27 protein-coding genes are annotated in these 20,526 nt (G+C 53.3%); 23 read left to right on the top strand and 4 right to left on the bottom strand.

The window, feature by feature from the left end:
* The first annotated feature begins 86 nt into the window (after nt 1–86).
* The 9 genes from VE009_RS26615 to VE009_RS26575 all read left to right on the top strand — a co-directional run bounded on the left by VE009_RS26615 (nt 87) and on the right by VE009_RS26575 (nt 5,521).
* Nucleotides 87–896 (top strand): uroporphyrinogen-III synthase, encoded by an 810-nt coding sequence (locus VE009_RS26615; RefSeq protein WP_325013071.1) that lies wholly within the window; start codon nt 87–89, stop codon nt 894–896.
* 14 nt (nt 897–910) lie between these two features.
* A complete protein-coding gene (locus tag VE009_RS26610; RefSeq protein ID WP_325013070.1) occupies nt 911–1,117 on the top strand; it encodes a hypothetical protein in 207 nt (68 codons plus the stop codon).
* A 162-nt stretch (nt 1,118–1,279) separates the two neighbouring features.
* Nucleotides 1,280–1,543 carry a hypothetical protein gene (locus tag VE009_RS26605; RefSeq protein ID WP_325013068.1) on the top strand — a complete coding sequence of 88 codons (264 nt, stop codon included), beginning with the start codon at nt 1,280–1,282 and terminating at the stop codon, nt 1,541–1,543.
* A 124-nt stretch (nt 1,544–1,667) separates the two neighbouring features.
* Entirely contained in the window at nt 1,668–3,017 is a 1,350-nt protein-coding gene (locus tag VE009_RS26600) for an MFS transporter (protein WP_325013066.1), read from the top strand.
* 34 nt (nt 3,018–3,051) lie between these two features.
* Nucleotides 3,052–3,387, top strand: a complete 336-nt coding sequence (locus tag VE009_RS26595) for a metal-sensitive transcriptional regulator (protein ID WP_325013064.1) — start codon at nt 3,052–3,054, stop codon at nt 3,385–3,387.
* 76 nt (nt 3,388–3,463) lie between these two features.
* On the top strand, nt 3,464–3,676 hold the full coding sequence (locus VE009_RS26590; RefSeq protein WP_325013061.1) for a heavy-metal-associated domain-containing protein: 213 nt from the start codon (nt 3,464–3,466) through the stop codon (nt 3,674–3,676).
* A complete protein-coding gene (locus VE009_RS26585) occupies nt 3,673–3,990 on the top strand; it encodes a thioredoxin family protein (RefSeq protein ID WP_325013059.1) in 318 nt (105 codons plus the stop codon). Before VE009_RS26590 ends, VE009_RS26585 begins: the two co-directional genes overlap by 4 nt.
* Nucleotides 3,991–4,043: 53 nt before the next feature.
* A complete protein-coding gene (locus tag VE009_RS26580) occupies nt 4,044–4,643 on the top strand; it encodes a short chain dehydrogenase (protein ID WP_325013057.1) in 600 nt (199 codons plus the stop codon).
* 104 nt (nt 4,644–4,747) lie between these two features.
* Nucleotides 4,748–5,521: an NRDE family protein gene (locus VE009_RS26575; protein WP_325013055.1), complete on the top strand. Its 774-nt coding sequence runs from the start codon at nt 4,748–4,750 to the stop codon at nt 5,519–5,521.
* A gap of 58 nt (nt 5,522–5,579) precedes the next feature.
* Here the strand turns inward: VE009_RS26575 and VE009_RS26570 are convergent, their stop codons facing one another.
* On the bottom strand, nt 5,580–6,491 hold the full coding sequence (locus tag VE009_RS26570) for an ArsR/SmtB family transcription factor (RefSeq protein WP_325013053.1): 912 nt from the start codon (nt 6,489–6,491) through the stop codon (nt 5,580–5,582).
* Between the two features lie 442 nt (nt 6,492–6,933).
* On the opposite strand from VE009_RS26570, the gene VE009_RS26565 reads away from it, so the two are divergent.
* From VE009_RS26565 to VE009_RS26540, 6 genes are all read left to right on the top strand, one after another.
* Nucleotides 6,934–8,256 (top strand): sugar ABC transporter substrate-binding protein, encoded by a 1,323-nt coding sequence (locus tag VE009_RS26565; protein ID WP_325013051.1) that lies wholly within the window; start codon nt 6,934–6,936, stop codon nt 8,254–8,256.
* 97 nt (nt 8,257–8,353) lie between these two features.
* The gene (locus tag VE009_RS26560; RefSeq protein WP_325013049.1) at nt 8,354–9,295 is read left to right on the top strand and encodes a sugar ABC transporter permease; all 942 of its coding nucleotides are present in this window, start codon (nt 8,354–8,356) and stop codon (nt 9,293–9,295) included.
* Between the two features lie 3 nt (nt 9,296–9,298).
* Complete coding sequence (locus tag VE009_RS26555; RefSeq protein WP_325013047.1) at nt 9,299–10,144, top strand: carbohydrate ABC transporter permease; 846 nt, start codon at nt 9,299–9,301, stop codon at nt 10,142–10,144.
* Nucleotides 10,145–10,224: 80 nt separating this feature from the next.
* Nucleotides 10,225–11,208 (top strand): glycoside hydrolase family 43 protein, encoded by a 984-nt coding sequence (locus VE009_RS26550; RefSeq protein WP_325013094.1) that lies wholly within the window; start codon nt 10,225–10,227, stop codon nt 11,206–11,208.
* Nucleotides 11,209–11,241: 33 nt separating this feature from the next.
* Nucleotides 11,242–12,192 (top strand): family 43 glycosylhydrolase, encoded by a 951-nt coding sequence (locus VE009_RS26545; protein WP_414694935.1) that lies wholly within the window; start codon nt 11,242–11,244, stop codon nt 12,190–12,192.
* Nucleotides 12,193–12,344: 152 nt separating this feature from the next.
* Nucleotides 12,345–12,659, top strand: coding sequence for a hypothetical protein (locus tag VE009_RS26540; protein WP_325013043.1), 315 nt, complete (start codon nt 12,345–12,347; stop codon nt 12,657–12,659).
* Between the two features lie 237 nt (nt 12,660–12,896).
* Here VE009_RS26540 and VE009_RS26535 read toward each other — a convergent pair whose 3' ends face one another.
* The 3 genes from VE009_RS26535 to VE009_RS26525 form a co-directional block, all read right to left on the bottom strand.
* A complete protein-coding gene (locus tag VE009_RS26535) occupies nt 12,897–13,589 on the bottom strand; it encodes a YceI family protein (RefSeq protein WP_325013041.1) in 693 nt (230 codons plus the stop codon).
* A 79-nt stretch (nt 13,590–13,668) separates the two neighbouring features.
* Nucleotides 13,669–14,520, bottom strand: a complete 852-nt coding sequence (locus tag VE009_RS26530) for a M56 family metallopeptidase (RefSeq protein WP_325013039.1) — start codon at nt 14,518–14,520, stop codon at nt 13,669–13,671.
* 1 nt (nt 14,521) lies between these two features.
* Nucleotides 14,522–14,938 (bottom strand): BlaI/MecI/CopY family transcriptional regulator, encoded by a 417-nt coding sequence (locus tag VE009_RS26525; protein WP_325013037.1) that lies wholly within the window; start codon nt 14,936–14,938, stop codon nt 14,522–14,524.
* Between the two features lie 246 nt (nt 14,939–15,184).
* Between VE009_RS26525 and VE009_RS26520 the strand changes: the two genes are divergently transcribed.
* From VE009_RS26520 to VE009_RS26485, 8 genes are all read left to right on the top strand, one after another.
* Entirely contained in the window at nt 15,185–15,514 is a 330-nt protein-coding gene (locus VE009_RS26520) for a metalloregulator ArsR/SmtB family transcription factor (protein WP_325013035.1), read from the top strand.
* Between the two features lie 44 nt (nt 15,515–15,558).
* The gene (locus VE009_RS26515) at nt 15,559–16,026 is read left to right on the top strand and encodes a phage tail protein (RefSeq protein ID WP_325013034.1); all 468 of its coding nucleotides are present in this window, start codon (nt 15,559–15,561) and stop codon (nt 16,024–16,026) included.
* A gap of 301 nt (nt 16,027–16,327) precedes the next feature.
* Entirely contained in the window at nt 16,328–17,134 is an 807-nt protein-coding gene (locus VE009_RS26510) for a GNAT family N-acetyltransferase (RefSeq protein ID WP_325013032.1), read from the top strand.
* A 112-nt stretch (nt 17,135–17,246) separates the two neighbouring features.
* Entirely contained in the window at nt 17,247–17,735 is a 489-nt protein-coding gene (locus tag VE009_RS26505; protein WP_325013030.1) for a hypothetical protein, read from the top strand.
* Nucleotides 17,736–17,847: 112 nt separating this feature from the next.
* Nucleotides 17,848–18,099 carry a YolD-like family protein gene (locus tag VE009_RS26500; protein WP_325013028.1) on the top strand — a complete coding sequence of 84 codons (252 nt, stop codon included), beginning with the start codon at nt 17,848–17,850 and terminating at the stop codon, nt 18,097–18,099.
* Between the two features lie 162 nt (nt 18,100–18,261).
* On the top strand, nt 18,262–19,101 hold the full coding sequence (locus tag VE009_RS26495; RefSeq protein ID WP_325013026.1) for a nucleotidyltransferase domain-containing protein: 840 nt from the start codon (nt 18,262–18,264) through the stop codon (nt 19,099–19,101).
* 13 nt (nt 19,102–19,114) lie between these two features.
* Nucleotides 19,115–19,963 (top strand): hypothetical protein, encoded by an 849-nt coding sequence (locus VE009_RS26490; RefSeq protein ID WP_325013025.1) that lies wholly within the window; start codon nt 19,115–19,117, stop codon nt 19,961–19,963.
* A gap of 39 nt (nt 19,964–20,002) precedes the next feature.
* Nucleotides 20,003–20,518, top strand: a complete 516-nt coding sequence (locus tag VE009_RS26485) for a DUF6886 family protein (protein ID WP_325013023.1) — start codon at nt 20,003–20,005, stop codon at nt 20,516–20,518.
* The last annotated feature ends 8 nt before the right edge of the window (nt 20,519–20,526 follow it).

Raw genomic sequence — 20,526 nt, 5'->3', positions numbered from 1 at the left:
AATTGGATGGTCCGATTTGCATCCAATTGGATGGTCCCTTTTCCGGATATGCGTTCTATGATTATAAATAAAGGGGAAAATTGCGAATGGTACAAGTATTGGAAGGGAAACGAATCGTGCTGGCCGGTTCCAGAAAATTGGATGAGCTGACTTCCCTGATCGAGCGGAAAGGGGGAATCGCTCTCGTTCGTTCGCTGCAAGGACTGACGACGTTCGCGGCGGACGAAGTCGCCCCCGGCCTCCGTGCCGTGGCGGAGCAGGGCGCCGATTGGATGGTGTTCACGACGGGGACCGGTCTGGAGGCGCTGCTTGCGCAAGCCGAAGCGCTTGGCATTCGGGAGCGATTCATGCTTCAAATTCGGCAGTCCGAAGCGGCGGCCAGGGGCTACAAAACGATCGCCCTGCTGAAGAAACTCGGCGTATCTCCGAAGGTTACCGATGAGGACGGGACGATGCAAGGATTGCTGGCCGCGCTCGAGCCGTACGATTTCGAGGGGCGGCGCGTGTTCGTTCAGCTGCATGGGGAGCCGGTTCCGAGTCTTATTGAGTTTTTAGAAAAAAGAGGGGCGATCGTGCAGCAAATGCTCCCTTATCGGCATACGCCTCCGGAAACGGAGCAAGTGCTCGGCTTATGCCGGGACATCGTCGACGGCGCCGTGGATGCCGTATGTTTTACGACAGCGGTTCAAGTCAAATACTTGTTCGACTTCGCTGCTCAGCAATCTATGGTCGAAACGCTGAGGCGCGCGTTCTCGGAGCGCGTGGTCGCCGTCGCCGTAGGAAAAGTGACGGCGGAGGCGCTGCGCGCGGCGGGAGTCGACCGCGTGCTGCAGCCGGGCAATGAACGCATGGGCGCGATGGTCGTCGAATTGGGAGCGTATTTTTCTGAAAGCTAAAGGGGGCTCATAAGTTGAACGTATACATTATCTTGATCTGTTTCTTCCTGTTAGTCGGGATTGTCGGAACGATCGCGGTGGGCATGTCGAAAGAAAATCGCGAGGGAAATCCCGAGTACGATTTGAAGACGAAAAAATATTGGACCCGACTTACCTTATACTACGTTGTTTCCACGATTCTGGGCGTTCTCGCCGTCATTTGGTTCATTAACATGAGATAGCCGAATACAGATTCATGCGATGAAAACCCTCGGCGGTCGCTAACCTGCGGCTGCCGGGGGTTTTCATATTCAGTTAACGAACGTTCACCATTTACAAATTAACGTTCGTTAATATATAATTTATCGAAACAAAGTACTGAAGCTCAAGGAGTGGGGTGTTCCATGAAACAGGTAGTATTGCAAGTGGACAGCATCTGTTCTTGCAAGGAGAAGGAAATCGTCAATAGATTTCTTGCAATCGACGTCGTATCCTCCATCCATGTCGGCGAGGGAACGGTCACCGTGCGGTACGATCCGCTGGTGGTTTATTTTGTCGACATCCTCGAGGTGGTGGAAGACTCCGGCTGCACGGTTCTCAACATCGTTCGCGATGGAATCAAACGGGAAAGCCGGCCCCCGGCGAACGCGATTAGCGTCGTTGTCTGAATCAGACAGGGCGGCTGCCCGACTCGGGAACGGAGCAAGAATGATCCAAAAAGGCACTTTACATAGGGATGGGGGGTATGGTATAAAAATAACCAAGGAAATAATTTGAAAGGGGAACGGAACAATGTCGCAACCACAGTATACCTTGCAAATGAAGAAAGGATTATCCAGAGGGGCGGTAACCTCCATCTACTTGCTCGGAATTTTCATGGGGGCAATAGATCACGGGATTGTCGGTCCGGCGCTAAGTTCGATCCTGGAAGCTTTCGGCGTGAATGCACAGTGGGGCGTCTGGAGCTTTACGATTTACACGCTTCTTTTTGCGGTGAGCATCCCGGTGCTCGGGAAGCTTTCGGATCGATTCGGACGGAAACAGACGTTTCAATTCGGCATCGCGCTATTCGCGCTTGGTTCCATCATCGCCGCCTTCGCGACGAGCTTCCCGATGTTTTTATTGGGACGCGCCGTGCAGGCCGTCGGAACGGGCGGCATCTTCCCGATCACCGGCGCGCAGATCGCGATGTCTTACCCGCCGGAACAACGCGGCAAAATGATGGGGCTGATCGGCATGGTGTTCGGCCTGGGGACGATTCTTGGCCCGATCCTGGGCGGCGTCATGCTCGAACGGTTGGCGTGGCAGTGGATATTCCTGATTAACGTCCCGATTTCGATTTTGATTTTGTTCGGAACGACGGCCATTCGCCAGGAGCAGCAGCAGATACGTAAGCCGATCGATGTATTAGGAATCTTAGTTCTTGCAGGTGCAATCTTGTCCCTGATGCTGGGAATTACGCTGAAGAACGGTTACTTCCTAGCCGCCTTGCTGGTGTGGATTCCGCTGCTTGTGATCGTCGAACGGAAATCGATCGACCCGGTGATGAACTTGCAGTACTTCACCCGTTCTCGAACGCTCGTGCTGCTGGCATCCTCGTCGATCTCGGGTTTCGTGATGGCATCCGCCACGAATATGATTCCCTTCTTCTCCGAAACCGTGCTCGGCATGAGCAAGGGGGAAGCGGGAATGAGCGTCGCGCCGCTCGCTGCGGCATCCGTCGCCGCATCTCTCGCCGGCGGTTTCCTGGTCGACAAAGTCGGCGCCAAACGCGTGCTTCTGCTGGGCTTCGGAATTACGTTGGCGGCCGGGGCGGTACTGGCGTCGGACATCTCGTCGCTGGCGGTGTTCTACCCGCTCATTGCCGCGATGGGCTTCGGTATCGGGATCGTCATCGGCGCTCCGCTGAACGTGTTAATGCTGCAAGCCGTCGATCCGAAAGAAACGGGTGCGGCGGTGGGGTATATCAGCTTGTTCCGCTCGATGGGCTCGACGCTCGGTCCGACGATGGCCGGTCTCTTCCTAGCGTTGTACCCGAACGGGTTCGCGGTCCTTTTCTTAACGAGCAGTATCGTTTCCGCCGTAAGCGTCGTATTGCTGTTGCTTTTCCTTAGAGGGAAGGTGCAAACGCAACGCGGTTAAGAGTGTTCATGATGACGAAACGAGGTGAGCGAACATGAAACACGAGGCGGAGCCCTCCCAGGCTGTCTGTTGTTCCCCCTCCGAAGGCGAACGCAAAAGCTGCCATTCGGATCGAGCGAAGAACAATCTAATCAGCCGATTAAACCGAATCGAGGGACAAATTCGAGGCGTTAAGGGCCTTATTGAAAGAAATTCGTATTGCGACGATGTGTTACATCAAATCGCTTCCGTTCAATCCGCATTGAACAGCGTCGGGAAAGTGTTGCTCGAGCATCACCTGAAGAGCTGCGTCATCGATCGAATCCAAGAAGGCGATGACATGGTTGTCGCAGAGCTTCTAGGGACGATTCATAAGCTGATGAAGCGATAAGGGATATGGAGAGGTTTTTTTACAGTTAATTATAGGGTACAGGGGTAGTGTAAAAAATAACTAGGAGGTTTTCCAAATGAAAGAGGTCACGATTCAAATCGAAGGTATGAGCTGCAAATCCTGCGCGGCAAAAATCGAAAAGGCGATCGCTTCCGTGAAAGGCGTCGCGGGGGCCGTCGATTTTGCGGGAAAATCCGCCAAGGTCGAATTCGTCAGCTCGGAATCTAGCGTTCACGATGTGATCGAAAGCATTCAGCGTCTCGGCTATCGGGCGAGGTCGGCGACATGATCGAACATGTCCGAGATGTCGATTTTGATTCATTCATAGGTCGGCAAGGCATTGCGATCGTTGAATTTTGGGCGGAATGGTGCCCCTTGTGCAAGCAAATGGAGAGCGTGCTTCAACGGTTGGACGATACGTACGCTTCCAAGGTTCGAATCGCAAAGGTAAACGTAGAGCATGAACAAGCGACAGCGGAAACGTACGGGGTGCAGAGCTTGCCGACTTTGTTAATTTTTCGCGAGGGGACGCTCATCGGCAGGGTAACGGGGTTTGTACCTTACGAAGCTTTAGATGAGGCGCTGGCGAACCTGCCGGATTAAGCTCGAACGGTTGACCATTTTATCACTCGCGAGAGACACGGGGGAGAACAGATATGAGGATCCTATTGATTGGCGCGACCGGAGCGATCGGCAGCGCAGTGTATAAAGATTTGGTGCAACGGCACGAAGTGGTCACGGCGGGGCGCAGCACGGGAGACGTCCAAGTCGAGATCGCGTCCGCGGAGAGCATTGCGGCTATGTTCGAACAGGTCGGCTGCGTGGATGCGGTCGTTAGTACGCCTGGGGCTGCATACTTCGGCGCCTTGTCGGAGTTGACGCCGGAGAAGAACGAGATCGCGATCCAGAACAAACTGAAGGGCCAGATCAATCTAGTGCTGCTGGGGCATCCCTACGTAGCGGATCGAGGCAGCTTTACGCTTACGACGGGAATCATTATGGACGATCCGGTCGCAGGGGGCGCATCCGCCGCTATGGCCAGCGGGGGAGTCAAGGCTTTCGTACAAGCTGCGGCGATTGAAATGCCAAGGGAAATCCGAATTAATAACGTAAGCCCGAATGTATTGGAGGTATCGTCGAAAAAGTACGAACCCTATTTCCCCGGCTTCATCCCGGTATCTTCCGAAAGGGTGGCGCAAGCCTTCCGTAAGAGCGTAGAGGGAGCGCAAACCGGAAAAACGTATACGGTGTATTAAATCGCGAGCCTCGCCGAATCGTTGCGGCAAAGGGTACAATAGAGGTGTGCGCGGAGATCGAGTATCCGTGCAACTTCCGCGATGAATGAAGGTTGGAATCCGCCTTGTGCTTAATTTTATTCGCATATAAGATGCATCCGACGTACCGGCTCATCGTGGCCGCGAATCGGGATGAGTTTTACGAACGGCCCACCGCGCCGGCGCATTATTGGGAGGACGCTCCGCACGTGTTGGCCGGCAGAGATTTGCTGAAGATGGGGACGTGGATGGGCGTGACGACGTCCGGACGCTTCGCGGCGCTGACGAATTACCGCGACCCGGCGGAGGAGACGCGGGGCCGGAGGTCTCGCGGCGAAGTCGTCGCCGATTTTCTGAAGGGGACGGCGTCCCCCGAAGCTTTCGCCGCCGCCGCCTCGAGCCGCCGGGAGCTGTACCCGGGTTACAACTTGCTGGCGGGGGACGCCGACGAGCTTTACTATTATTCGAACGTCGCGGACGACGCCCGGAAGCTGCCGCCCGGCATTTACGGCGTCAGCAACCATCTGCTCGATACGCCATGGCCGAAAGTGGAGCGAGGCAAGGCGGGACTGGCGGAAGCGATCCAGGGGAGCGGCGGGGGGCTCGCCGAGCGGCTGTTCGACGTGCTCCGGGATGCGGAGCCCGCTCCGGACGAACGGCTCCCTAGCACAGGCGTTCCGCTGGATTGGGAGCGGCTGCTTTCGCCGATCTTTATCCGGAGCCCCGAACGCGGTTACGGCACGAGGAGCTCGACGGTCATCTTGGCGGCGGACGACGCGATTCATTTCCGGGAGCGGGTCGTCGCGCAGGACCGCGCGGAGGAGCGGCGCTTCGATGTGCCGATTCGGCGGCGGGGCTGAGCGTGCTCAGGGGCGCATATAGATGACAAGGGGAGCCGTAGATAACGGCTCCCCTAGTTTATTTCGTCACGTCGTAAAGCACTCGCGCGATAATGTCTTGATTGTAATTGCCGAAATGCTTGCCGTAAATCGTCAGCCCGCCCGTGTTGCCCTCCTCGGCGACGGCGATTTTGAACTTGATCTCCGACTTCATCGTCAAGTTCAAATCGTGGATCGTCACGTCGGAAATGCGGCAGCCGTCGATGAACGAGCCTTCCTTGTTCACGCGGAGCAGCTTGATCATGCCGTATTGGTTCAAATGCGGCGGCCACCAGTCCGGATTGTAATTGCCCTTGATGCCGCCGAAGTCGCCCGGGGATGTCCAGATGCCCAGCTTCGTATCATTAATGTAAAACTCGATGTCCGACGGCCAATGGTTGTTGTAGCTCGGCGCTTCGGAGCTTAGCTCCAAAATAAACTGCAGCTCGTTGAACTCCTGATTCGCCTTCAAGTAGTTCGGGATCCGGTAGGCGAGAAACCCTTTGCTCAGCCAAACGATGCCGGCGTTAATATGCTGCGGATCGGCGAAATACCGCGGATCGTCGAACTCCCCGATAATCGAATCCTTCGTAGCCAAGCCGCAGGTCGGCTCCGCATGAAAGTCGCAATAATGGCCGACCTTGATTTCGTACTCGTACAAATTCTCCGCTTCTTTGCTCTTCAATTCCACGGTCAGCATGTCTTCGTTCAAATAACAAATTTTCTGGATGCCGTGCTTGCCGACCGCGGTCGTAATTTCGATCAGCCCGCTCTCCTCCAGCTTCTTGATATGCATCGTAACGGCGCCGTTCGTCAAGTTCAGCTTCTCCGCCAGCTCGTTCAGATTCAAGCTTTCGTATTTCGTTAAAAGCCCGAGGATCTCGATGCGAATTTCCGAGCTGAGGGCTTTGAATATATTCAAACCGGAACGCAGCTCTTTGATATGGATCACGCGCAAACACCCTCTCGTGTGGGACTGCTTTAGATTATATTAAAACAAAAGGCGGGAAATGAAAAGGGAAATCTACAGCAGCCGGAAGGACGGGCGTTCCGAGCCGGCCAAGCCGGACCTTACCCCGATACAACGTCCTTTTATTTATAATAATTTAAACCTAAAGCGTTCGAATAAGCTAAAAAATAGCGAAAGGGAACACATACCAACGTTTTGGAGGGCCATGCGCTGAAATAGACTTTGTAAAATGATTTAGATAATAATAAAAAAAATATCAAAAATGGCCCGTTCCAACTGTTGACAAGGAAAAGAAAGCGGTTTAATATTGGAAATACCAAAAAGGTTTAAAACAATCTAAAACAGTTTAGCAAACTTTTACGGCGGCTGCGATCCGAAGAGGATTAAGCATAGATCATTTCAGTGAATTTAAGGGGGAGTACGAATGCGGAAAAAGATGACGACGCTTATGGCAGGGGTCACGGCGTTCGGTCTTGTCATGGCAGGCTGCAACGGCGGCGCCGCGCCCGCGGGCGAGAAGGCGGACGGCGGAGGCGCGCAGACGTCCGGCAAAGCGACCGTACTGGAATTTTGGACGTTCAACGAGCTTCATCAGAAATATTTCGAATCGATGGCGGCCTCTTGGAACGAACAGAACCCGGATAAGCAAATCAATTTGAAAGCGAGTACGTTCCCGTTCGACGATACGCATAACAAGCTGCTCGTCGCGCTGCAGTCGGGCACGGGCGCGCCGGATTTGGCCGATATCGAGCTCAGCAAATTCCCCAATTTCTTGAAGGGCGAACCGCAGCTCGTGCCGCTCAACGATTTGCTCGAGCCGGAATTCGACCATTACGTGAAATCGCGGGCGGATATTTACGCGAAGGACGGCACGTACTACGGCATCGACTATCATGTAGGCGCTTCCGTCATCTATTACAACACTGAAATTTTAGGGCAAGCAGGCGTCGATCCGGCAAGCATCAAAACGTGGGACGACTTCAAAGCGGCAGGCAAGACGGTGTTGGAAAAAACGGGCGTCCCGATGACGACGCTCGAAGTCGCCGACCAATGGTCGCTGTGGCCGCAAGTCGCGCAGATCGAAGGGCCGAACGAGCTCATCACCGCTGACGGCAAAGTGAACATCAACGGTCCCGAAGTGCTGCAGGTGCTGCAGTACCAGCAGGACCTGGTCAAGGAAGGCATCGCCGTTCCGGCGCCGGGCAACATCCACCACGCGGAAGAATACTACGGCTTCATGAACCAGGGCGGCGCCGCGTCGATCTGGATGCCGATGTGGTACATGGGCCGGTTCCTCGAGTACATGCCGGACCTGAAGGGCAAGATCGCCATTATGCCGATGCCGGCTTGGAAGGAAGGCGGACCTCGCTCGGCGGGCATGGGCGGCACGGGCACGGTCGTGACGAATCAAGCGGAGCATCCGGAGCTGGCGAAAGAATTCCTCGCATTCGCGAAACTTTCGAAGGAAGGCAATATCGAACTTTGGAAGCAGCTCGGCTTCGATCCGCCGCGCACGGACGTGTGGGCAGATCCGGCGCTGAAGGAAGAGAACAAATTCACCGACTACTTCGGCCCGAACATCTTCGATACGCTCGTCGAAATCAAGGACGAAATCGAAGGCGTCAACATTACGGAAGCGACGCCGGCCGTGTTCGACGCGGTCGACACGCAGATCGTGTTCAAGGCATTGGTCGATCTGGAGGATCCGGCCGCCGTATTGAACGACGCGGCCAGCCAATTGCAATAAGCGGCATACCGGAGTATCGCTGGCCGAACGCGGCCTGCGATACTCCTCTCACCGCTTAAGGGTCGAATGAAGTTTACTTCCCAAAGGAGGGAATCCAATGGCTAGCAGCGGAACGGGGCTCGAGGCGGCGGCGGAATCGAGAAAGCCGGCCAAAACGGCGAACCTGCTGTACTCGCAAAGGTTGGCGCCGTACATTTTCGTATTTCCGTTCATCGTATCGTTCTCGATCTTCTTCGCTTACCCGGTCTTTTCGACGATCGTCATGAGCTTCCAAGAGGTGCTTCCGGGCGCCACGACGTTCGTCGGCTTCGCGAATTACGAAAAGCTGTTCAACCCGACGTTCTATAAGGCGGTCATGAACAGCACCGTCTACACCGCGCTCACCTTGTTGATTTTGATTCCGATCCCGCTGGTGCTGGCCGTGCTGTTGAACGCGAAGACGATGCTGTTCAAAAACGTTTTCCGCTCCATAACGTTCGTCCCTGCGCTCATTTCGATCGTCGTGGCGGGCATTATTTTCCGGCTCATGTTCAGCGGGCAAGAAACGGGCCTCGCGAACGTAGTCATCGGCTGGTTCGGGTTCGAGAAGATCGCATGGCTGAACAGCTACGGCTCCAGTTTGGCGGTGTTGATCGCGCTGGCGCTGTTCCGTTGGATGGGCGTCAATTTGCTGTATTTCTTGGCGGGGCTGCAGAACATTCCGACGAGCATTTACGAGGCGGCGGAAATCGACGGGGCGGATACGTGGCAGAAATTTACGAAAATTACGCTGCCGCTGTTGAAGCCAATAACGATTTATGTACTAACGATCAGCATATACGGCGGGTATTCGATGTTCGTGGAAAGCTACATGCTGTTCGCGGGCAATAAATCGCCTAACGATATCGGGCTTACCATCGTAGGGTATTTGTACCGATCCGGCATCGAGAAGTTCGAGCTCGGCTTCGGCTCTTCGGTCGGCATCGCGCTGCTCGTCATCACCTTTACGCTGACGATGCTGCAGTTGAAATTTACAGGCATGTTCAAGAAGGAGGACTAGTCGATGAATACGAATCGCAAACGCCGATGGACGGCATCCTCGATCTTCTTGGTGCTCCTGTTTTCCGCCTTGTCGGTCGTCGTGCTGCTCCCGCTGTACGGCATCGTGCTGTCGTCGTTCAAGCCGGCGAAGGAAGTGCTTCGGTTCGGCCTCAATTTGAGCATCGACTTCGACGTACTGTCGCTCTCCAACTACGTCGAAGTATTCACCGACGACCGGTATTACCATTGGTACACGAACAGCTTAATCATGGCCGCCGTATTTACGGTGCTCAGCCTGCTGCTCTCGTCTATGGTCGGATACGGGCTGGCGGCATATAAATTTAGACTCAGCAGCATCATCTTCGGTCTTGTGCTCGTCGTCATGATGATCCCGCTCGAAATCATTATGCTTCCGTTATATAAGTTGACGATCGGTATGGGGCTGATGGACAATTTCTGGGGCGCGTTCCTGCCGTTCATCGTGGCGCCGCTGCCGATCTTCTTTTTCCGCCAATACGCGATCGGCTTGCCGAAAGATTTCATGGACGCGGCGCGGGTCGACGGCTGCACGGAAATCGGCATGTTCTTCCGCATCATGATGCCGCTGATGGCGCCGGCGTTCTCGTCCATGGCGATTCTGCAGGCGCTGTTCAGCTGGAACAACTTCTTGTGGCCGCTCATCGTGCTGCGCACGAACGAGAAGCTGACGCTGCCGATCGGCCTCGCGACGACGCTGACGCCGTACGGCAACAACTACAACATCCTGATCGCGGGCTCCGTGCTGGCGATTATTCCGATCCTCGTCTTCTACGTCTTCTTCCAAAAGTACTTTATCGAAGGCATGACGGCCGGGGGCGTGAAAGGGTGATCGGGGATACCGAAGGAGCGTTCGGGAGGCCCGCGAAACGGTTCGCCGCCGGGGCGCTCGCGCTGATTTGCGTCTGGCTGCTGGCCGCGTGCGGCGCGGAGTCGGGCGCCCCCGCCTTCGAGAATCCGATCATCGAGCAGCGGGCCGATCCTTGGGTGTACCGCCATACGGACGGATACTACTATTTCACCGGATCGGTGCCGGAATACGATCGCATCGTGCTGCGCCGGGCGAAGACGATCCAAGGGCTGGCGAGCGCCGAGGAAGCCGTCGTCTGGACGGCGCACGCGTCCGGCGACATGTCGCAGCATATTTGGGCGCCGGAGCTGCATTACCTTGAGGGCAAATGGTACATCTATTTCGCCGCGGGGCGGAAGGACGACATTTGGCGAATCCGCCCGTATGTATTAGAGACGGACGCGGATAATCCGCTGGCGGGCGAGTGGGTCGAGAAAGGGGCCATGCGGGCGGAGCGCCCGGAGTCTCGAGCGTTCACCGATTTTTCGCTCGATCTGACGACGTTCGCGCACGATGGCGTGCGGTATGCCGTATGGGCGGAGAAACGGAACGGCGTGTCGAACTTGTACATCGACAAGCTGGTGAATCCGTGGACGATCGAAGGGAACGAGTCGATGATTTCGACGCCGGAGCACGCGTGGGAGAAAATCGGTTTCTGGGTGAACGAAGCGCCCGCCGTGCTGCAGCGTAACGGCCGCCTGTTCTTGACGTTCTCCGCGAGCGCGACGGACGACAATTACGCGATCGGTCTGCTGACCGCGCCGTCGGACGGCGATCCGATGAACTCGGCGTCGTGGACGAAGGGCGAGCAGCCGGTCATGCGGAGCAGCGAAGAAGCCGGGCAGTACGGCCCTGGCCATAACAGCTTCACCGTCACGCCGGACGGAAAGCAGGACGTCATCGTCTATCATGCTAGACCGTATAAAGAGATTACGGGGGATCCGCTGTACGATCCGAACCGTCACACCCGCGCGCAGCTGCTGCATTGGAACGAGGACGGAACGCCGCGCTTCGAAGCGCCCGAGGCGGATGCAGACCAAAAGTAAAACCCCAATATAGATAAGGAAGGTTTGATGGAGATGGAGAAACAATACGTCACATACGTCAACCCGATCGCGGAGCAGCGGGCCGATCCGTGGGTGTATCTGCATACCGACGGGTATTACTACTTCACGGCTTCCGTGCCTGAATACGACCGGATCATCGTCCGAAGAGCGGCTTCCGTTCAGGGGCTGACCGCGGCCGAAGAACGAGTCGTATGGAGGCGCCGCGAGTCGGGCCCGATGTCGCAGCACATCTGGGCGCCGGAAATTCACTGCATCGACGGCAAGTGGTATATTTATTTCGCCGCGGGCGAGCGCGACGACATCTGGAAAATTCGGCCTTACGTCTTGGAATGCGCCGGCGACAAGCCGATGGAGGACGAGTGGGTCGAGAAGGGCATGATGCAAAAGCGCAACGCCGCTTCCGAGGCGTTCACCGACTTCTCCTTGGATATGACGACGTTCGAGCACCGAGGGGAGCGTTACGCCATCTGGGCGGAAAAGCGAAACAATATTTCGAACTTATATATCGATAAAATGGTAAACCCTTGGACGATCGAAGGCGCCGAAGCGATGATTTCGACGCCGGAGCATCCGTGGGAGCAAATCGGCTTCTGGGTGAACGAAGGGGCGGCGGTGCTGAAGCGGAACGGCAAAGTGTTCGTCGCGTTCTCGGCGAGCGCGACCGATCACCACTACTGCGTAGGGCTCCTGACGGCGGATGAAAACAGCGATCTGAGGAACCCCGCGTCGTGGAGCAAATCGCCGAGCCCGCTGTTTGCGAGCAGCGAGGAAACCGGGCAGTACGGCCCAGGCCACAACAGCTTCACCGTCGAGGACGGGCAGGACATCATCGTGTACCACGCAAGACCGTATAAAGAAATCGAAGGGAATCCGCTGTACGACCCCAATCGGCACGCCCGCGCGCAGGCGTTCGGTTGGAACGCGGACGGTACGCCGCATTTCGGCGTCCCGGCGGGGTCGTAAAGCAGAATACGAGGAAGAGCCGTTCCGGCCGGAACGGCTCTTCTATTTTTTCCTCCGGCAAACGCATAATAAATGGTTGATCTTGTAAATTAGTAGAATACTATGGTAAGGTTAATTTTATTAATCTTTATATTCCTGCAGTGGAGGTCCCGATGACAGATGATTGGAAAGGCGAAATCGCGCGGCGATTGAAGGAACGGGAGCAACGGAGGCAGGGGATCGAACAATGGTCCGATCGAATCGACGCGGTTCTGTTTAAACTCCTGAACGAGTTGAAGTTCGAATATCATCTCCGGACGAACTACCGGTTCGCCGCGGTCGCCGGGAGCGGTCCGCGATGGACGATCGCCATCGAAGACGTCGAGCACGAGCTGACGTCCGCCGACTTCACGGAGCCCGTTCGCGACGAACGGGACGTCGAAGCCGTCGTGGTCCGCTTTCTTTTGGATCGCTTCACATTCCGTTGACCGATTTCTTAGCGAAGATGAACGCCTCCGGCAGCGCGCTGCCGGAGGTGTTTTTGCGATCGATATAGAATCTATAAGTAACGCTGACTTCGGAACGAGTAAATTCTATACCAAGAAAAACTTCCGCTTCACCGCGGTCGCTCATCCTTGTAATGTACTTCGATAAAAAGTTTTTCTTATGCAGCGTCGGGCACGGATTCGCCGCAATGGCGATATCGGCGCTTGCTTGCGATGGACTTACGCCTTTTCCAGCACGAGCTGCGTTTGGACGGCAACGTTATTCTCGGTTTCCATGACGACGGTATGCGGGTTCTCCATGCCGAAGTCCGCGAACGTCACGACCGTATTTCCTTCCATCAGGATCTCTCCTCCGCTGTACAGGGCTTCGACCGCGAACGTCACGTCTTTGGAAATTCCTTTCATCGTCAGCGTGCCGTTCATCTCGAAGGACACAGTTTTCCCTTCGACCCATTCGGTCGGGAAATGTTCGAAGCTAGTCAAGGCGAACGTCGCGTAGGGGAAGGCCGCTGCGTCTAGGAATCTCGCTTCCTTCACGTGCGTGTCGCGCATGTCGTTCCCGGAGGTCAGCGAATCGAGCGCTACCGTCGCTTCGGCTTGCATGTTGCCGGGATCCGCCGTATCCAACGTCCATTGCCCCGCTACGGAGCTGGCCTCGAAGTTCACCGTCTCCTTCGACGTCGTCACGGAAAAGTAGACTTTCGAGTCGGGCTGCTTAATGTTCCATTGGCCATTCAGCAGCTCCGCCACCACCGGGGCGGCCGAATCTTGTGCCGAGGCAACCGCGCTGCTTGGGATGACTTCCTGCACCGTTATATGGTTGCCGGCGTAATAATCGAAAGCCGCATAACCGCCCGCCCCCAGTACCGCGATCCCGCCAACGAAGAAAGCCGCCATTTTCTTGTTCATCATGAATTCCCTCCACTTTTTTAAAATTACGATGCGATAAACAACACTACACATCGTAGTGTTCGAGTGTAAAAAAAACGAGCTAAAATTGCCCGCTAAGGAGCATGGCCGATACGAAGATCACCGTGTGAAGCGATATTAGCGCCCGTTTGATCGGCAGCTTGAAGTGCAGCGTTTCCTTCGGATCGAGCAGCTGTTGAAGTCTCGCATTGATCGACGTCTCCGCGAACGACGCATAAGTGAACGAGAACGTCCGAATCTGATTTTGCCGAATCAGCTTCAGCAAGGCGCTGCCGAGCCCGATCGACGAGCCTGACGCCCGCACCGCATACGCGTCGGCCAAGATTTCTCTCGCCGTCCGGTATTGGTCGTAACTCCAGCGGAGAATCGGAATGTACCACAGCGCGGCGGCACACCCATGCATGAAAGCCATTTTCAGCGGGTCTCTGCTTTGCTTATGGTGAATCTCGTGCTGCACCACCGCGGCCAACTCGTCATCGCGCAGCAGCTGCAGCAAGCCGGTGGATAGGACAATTTTCGGACGAAGAAAACCCATGGTCAGAGCGATGATCTCTTGATGGTCTACGACCAGAACTTCCCGGCGCCCTCCGAAGAGGCTGTCGTTAAGAGAAGCCGTGCGCTCCTCATGGATGGCCTTGGCTAATCTTCGGTGTGCAAGGAAGGAGAGGTACGATTGTTGCATGAAGCGCCAACATGCCAACACCAGCGTAGAGACGACCAACGCGTCCATGACGGGGACCAACCCGCTTAGTCCATTGGAAAGCAGCCAGCTGCTGCAATATTGGAACAGATTTCCCGCCGAAGCGCTGCCTTGCAAAGACGGGTATACGTAGAGCGCCATCTCCGTCAGAATGACAGCGGTCAGGGTCGCGGTCATTAGAAACAGAATTTTCGATCTTCGTTTCCAACTCATGTCATTTCCCCTCTTTAAGCTGTTTTAGTTTCCGTTCCAGCTTCTCGATCAACTCCTCGTCCGCGCGATCCAGCGCATCCAGCATATGATTAACAACCAAGGGCCCGAAATCTTCCACGAGGCTTTGCGACAGCTCCTTGGATTGCTTCTCCAAAAATTGCTCCTTCGAATCCACGGGCGAAAACAACGAAGTTCTGCCGACGACGTTCTTGGTTAAGAAGCCCTTGTCCAGCAGCCGCGTCATGACCGTCATGACCGTGTTGTAATTCAAATCCTTGTCTTCCTTCTCCAGCCTGAGCTGCACATCTTTAATCGATAAGCCGGGTTGATTCCAAAGGATCTCCATGATTCGGGCTTCAAGCGGTCCGAAAAAACGAACGAGCCCTCTCTGGTTCCGGTTTCTACTAAAATGATTCATCCCGTCGCACCAACCTTTCACTACATATTGTAGTGAATATGAGCGTCAAACGCAAAGGAAAGGACCGCTGCGAACATCAGTCTACCATTCGAACCTGAAATGAACCTTAAAGGAATTTAAAATTTTCCCTGCTCCTCCATGAATCGTTTTCCGGCGATGTTTCCTCATTGACGGGACTCTATATAGTGTCCTAAGATAAAGACACCATTTGGTGTACTTTCATTTCATACGAGGGAGTGCGCGATCATGGGCGCTGTTGCACACACGCGGGATGTCTTTTATGCCGTGGCCGATCCGACCCGGCGCGAAATCATTCGACTGCTGGCGGAGGCGGACGAATTGCCGCTCAATCGGTTAACTCCGCATTTTCCGATGGGCCGAACCGCAGTCTCCAAACATTTGACGATTTTGAAGGAAGCCGGCCTCGTGAGCGAGCGTAAAGTCGGCCGCGAAACGCGAAACCGTCTCAACTCTGCACCGCTGAAGGAACTTCAGGACTGGTTGTCGTACTACGAGAAATTTTGGAAGCACAATCTGGTTCGTCTAGAACAATTTCTTATGGAGGAACAGGAGTAACCCAAGCTGGCGATACGGAATAAATGATAAAGGAGCGGTACGAATTGTCCTATGTCGTTGATTACAAAAATGTCTCCACGGTTGGGTTAGAATCCTCGCCTGTAGCAGATGCGCTTGCCGGTTTACGTGCGAATGAAGCCCGTTACTTCATGAACAAATACAAGCATGAATTTACGGTGGTACCCGCCAGCGAAAGCCAGGACATCGTCGATTATGTGAACCGAATTTTAAAAGAAGAACGGGGTCTTGTATTTACGGCCAAACCATTGGAGACGTCGCGTGTTCAAGTCGAAAATATGATATGGATCTTCGTTTTTTATGAGGATGGTCTAGCGGTCAACGTCCTGTACACGGTCGATGACCCGAAGAAGCGGGCCGTTGGCTTTAAGCTTTCCGAGGGGATGGAGGTACCCAAGGAGTTGGAAGAGAAGAAATTTAAGTTTGCCAGACAAAAGTCGAAACTTGCCGGAACCATTCGAGGCTCGTTTTTTGTAATCAAGGGTGAATATTAAATATGGTTATATTGTGGTTCCTATTCCTTCCTTTCCTGTTGTTTCTTTTTGTAATGTTTTACCTTGAAGTATCGCTATATTCCCTTCTGCCCCCACACCAAGGCGGGATGAGTTTCTGGATGGAATTAACACATGTTTGGTATCGTTCCGTTTGGTTCCATGCCTCGTTGTCCGTGATGATCCTCTTTTTCGTTCTCTTTTTTCTACGTAAGCGAGGAGTATAAGCTTATTAGGGAATCCTCAATAATGTGTAATATTGAACTCATGGCATGTCCTCCATTGCTGAAGGAGAAGAAACCTAATGATGAAGCTGAACGAGCAAGTACTGCGCATTGAGGCGCTGGAGTTGGAGCTGACAAAGCTGAATGCGAGCCGATCCCTAACGACGGTCGAGAGGCAGCTAGAGGTCTGGAATGTCGGGGACTGTACGCTTCTGCGCGACAAAACGGATCCGCAATCCATGTATTATAACCGGGTGAAAGGGTTTGGACCGAAATCGTTGTCCATGTTGGACGAATTAATCCGGCAGTTCGGCGGCCAATGGCCGAGCATCGACCTGCTGCCTGGACGACTCACCGAATCCGTGGCGCAGGCGTTGATCCTTCGAGGTTTCATTCCTGTCGATCAGCTGGTATTTATGGCGGTCGAGACGGCAGCCCAAGTCGACCCTATGATACCGGGAGGAGTTCGTATTGATACCGTCACAAGAGAAAACGCAGAGGAATGGATCGAATGGATTGGACGGTCGACGGGGAGACCTGTTACGGACAAGCATGTCATTGACCGAGCCGCGCCATACTTTTACCGTTCCGACTTCGTAAATTATATGCTTACGATCGACGGCCAGCCGGCGGCGATGGGCTCGTTGTTTATCCGGGATCAAGAAGGTTATATAGCCAATGATTATACGTTCGAAAGCTTCCGCGGGAGAGGACTTCAACTCGCGTTGCTTCGGCATCGGCTGAAGGAGGCGAACGCAAGGGGAGTCGAGCGCGTGTATACGGACGTGGAATTCGGCTCCGTCAGCCACAACAATATGGCCCGGGCGGGGTTCCAAACGGTGTTTCTCAATACCTTCTGGATAAAAGCGAACGAACGACGGGATTGAGTTCAATCCATCCTTGATGAAAACAACAAATGGAGTAATGTACCAATGCCCAGGTACAGCATACAATATTGTGGGAAATTTCAGGATCATTAACGAAGGGCAGGAGACCTGGATGTCCATTTCACAAAGAGTATCGGAAGAGTGCTTAGGCGTGCCGCCGCAAAACATATCGATCGGTACAAGAATCAGACAACGTATACAGGCGGGGTCGGAGCTCCTGAATATTTTCTCAACTTCGTTTCCGTTCGAGAATGCCGCTGCCATTACTGTATTAGAAGTGACGAACACTTCCATTAGGGTAGGCGTAGCTACAGGCGCCAATGGTCAAGACGTATTCGTTCAAAGATTCGATCAACCGATTGCATTGCTTTTTGAAAAATTAGCAAGCGATAAACCGACAAATTCAAGAGTGCTTGTTAAACTGCCGATCGGCTTCTCCGTCGAGACATCCGAGACGAATTTGGAAGGTAAGATTTTGCGTGTTGGAAAGGGTTTTATTGAAATTCTGACAGATCTTAATTTCGGCACTCCGCAAGGGAGTGTAATTGTAATCCCGCTTAATAAGTTTATTCAAGTGATTTGTTTGGATGATGAGGAGTAAAACGTTCGGCGCGGCCGCTCGACTAACGGGCAGGAGAGTGCAATAACTTTGTAGAATTACTTATGTTCAGGTTTTGAACTGAAGGTTTTTTTCTTCAATAAGGGGGTTCTACGTGGCAAAGGCGAAAGTATCAAAGAGACCTACTCGGGACGAATTCGTATTAGAGGAGATCGGGAATCAGCTCAGCGAAGCGAAACAAGAAAATTCCGAAATCGTGCTTACGGTTTGGGGCTGGGAAGAACAAGTGCGCGGTTTGATTACTACGATGGATTCGCGTACCGGAAAAGTGCACATCCAACGGGATGAAGAAACTACGAAGGTACCGTTCATGGATATTATGAAAGTAGATTACCCTAGGGATTAATCGGAAAGGTCTCAACTAGGAGGGACGACAGTTCAACAATAAAGCCGGTCAGAACCATTCCTGAATGATTCCGAGCGGCTCTTTTTATTGTAGCTTCCGGAAGTACGATCGGCGGCTTCATGTACTAACGGCAGGATCGTTATTCGACACGGGGTGAGAAGTATGGATGTGCAAAGTGTGATTTCTAAAATTATGAATCGGCTAAAGGAAGTCGATGGTGTGCATGCTCTGGCACTAGGCGGTTCACGAGCTAGGGGAACTCAAAATCCCAACTCCGATATTGATATTGGAATATATTATAGCGGCAAGAGCGGTTTAGACATTGCCCAGCTTCAACGGGAAGCTTCTGTGTTGGATGACGATAATAGAGATAACATACTAACAGAAATCGGCGGCTGGGGATCATGGATCAATGGAGGCGGTTGGCTGAAAATGAATCAAATCCCGGTCGATTTTTTGTACCGCGATCTTGATAAAGTGTCTAAAGTAATGGATCAATGCATGACGGGGGATATTACGATCGATTACCAGCCGGGGCATCCTCATGGATTTATGAATTCCATATATTTTGCGGAAGTGGCGTTGTGCAAGGTGTTGTGGGACCCGTCAGGCGTGCTTGCAGAAATGAAGACGAGGACGAATCCGTACCCGCCGATTTTGCAAAAGGCAATCATTCAAAAATTTCTTTGGGAGGCAAATTTCTCCCTTGAGAATGGAAGAAAAGGTATCTATAAAAAGGATTTATCTTATATTGCTGGATGCTGGTTTAGGTCAGTTTCTTGCTTGAATCAGGTTCTGTTTGCACTTAACGAGACTTACTGGATGAACGAAAAAGGAGCTTCCGCCATCATTGATACATTGAAGATGGTTCCAAGCGAATACTCCTCTAGAGTGAATAACATAATGACCTTGGTCACGGAAGATCGAACCGAATTGGAGAAGGCTTTAAACATGTTACGCGCTCTGATTCGCGAAACAGAAGATCTGGTGAAAAGTGTATAAGGGGGGCATCCTCTTGTTGCGGTGCAAAACATTCATTACGATTGCAGCACTTTTGACCCTATCAGGGACAATCGTATCCGGCTGTTCATCTTCTTCCGTTAGTCCAGCTTCGTCAGAAGTTCCTTCGGAATCTTCGAATGTTGCAGGAATCGAATTTCCACCGGTATTACAAGAAGGAATTCGAGAGGCGCTCCGTCTCGAACCAGGCTCCGAGATCAAGGAAGAAGATCTTACAAATATTGAACATTTACATCTCCAAGGAAATCACGACATCGTTGATCTTACCGGTGTAAAAAAGCTGACTCATCTTCAAAGCATCGAACTGCATTATGTACATACTGAGAACTATGACTTCCTTTATTCGTTGCCTAATCTTGCATATCTCGAAATTCGTGGGATTACAGCTAGTCAACTTCCTGATTTTCATCGTCTGAAACTGAAAAACCTCAATTTATACGATGGCGACATTACGACACTCGATTTTTTAAGCGGTCTCAAACATCTTTCGTATCTCACTGTTATGCATAATCAACTCGAGAATCTGAATGGGATTCAAGACATCACAGGGTTGAAAGGTTTACGGATCTCGTATAACCCTGTAAGCGACATCAACGTAATCAAGAAATTCGATCAACTGGAACGGCTGGAGATTCGGAGTACAAATGTAAAAGACATTAGTGTACTTTCAAACTTGACCCATCTGAAACATTTGGACATTCGGGATACCGAAATCGACACTGTCTCGCCGATCTCCGAACTTCCTAATCTTCAGCTGTTGGAGCTGACAAAAGCAAAGATCAATGATTTAGATAAACTACCCAACAACGTGCGAGTATCCGAGGAGACAATCCACGAATACTAGCGCAAACATCGGGCAGATGCCGCGGAAGGGGGCACCGTTGTGAAGTTGTACCATTTCAGCGAGGAAAGCTCGATCGCGGCGTTCGTCCCGAGGCAGAAAGAAAATCGGAAGAACATGCCGCCGGTCGTGTGGGCGATCGACGAAGCGCATGCGTTCACGTTTTATTTCCCGAGGGCTTGCCCCCGCATTGTGTATACTCGTACGGACGACATCGACGAACGCGATGCGCAGACGTTCTTCGGTACGAGCGGGGCGAACATCGTCGTTACGGTGGAAACGGCATGGTTCGGCCGCATTCGGAGCGCTGTCATCTACCGGTACCATCTCCCCGCGGAGACGTTCCGGCTGTTCGACGAGTATGCAGGATATTACATATCTACGGAGACCGTCGCGCCGCTGGCGGTCGAGCCGCTCGACCGGCTGTTGGAGCGGCTGATGGAGCTGGGCGTCGAAGTTCGGTTTACGCCCGATTTGCACCCGCTGCGGAACGCGATATTGCAATCCTCTTTGCGAGACTTCGGCATCCACCAATTCGCGAACTTCTCGCGCGCGTGATCGGCGCA

Origin of the sequence: Paenibacillus sp., from assembly GCF_035645195.1 — a bacterium.
GTDB lineage: Bacteria > Bacillota > Bacilli > Paenibacillales > YIM-B00363 > Paenibacillus_AE.
The sequence above is the reverse complement of the archived record's forward strand: the minus strand, read 5'-3'. Positions and strand labels throughout refer to the sequence as shown.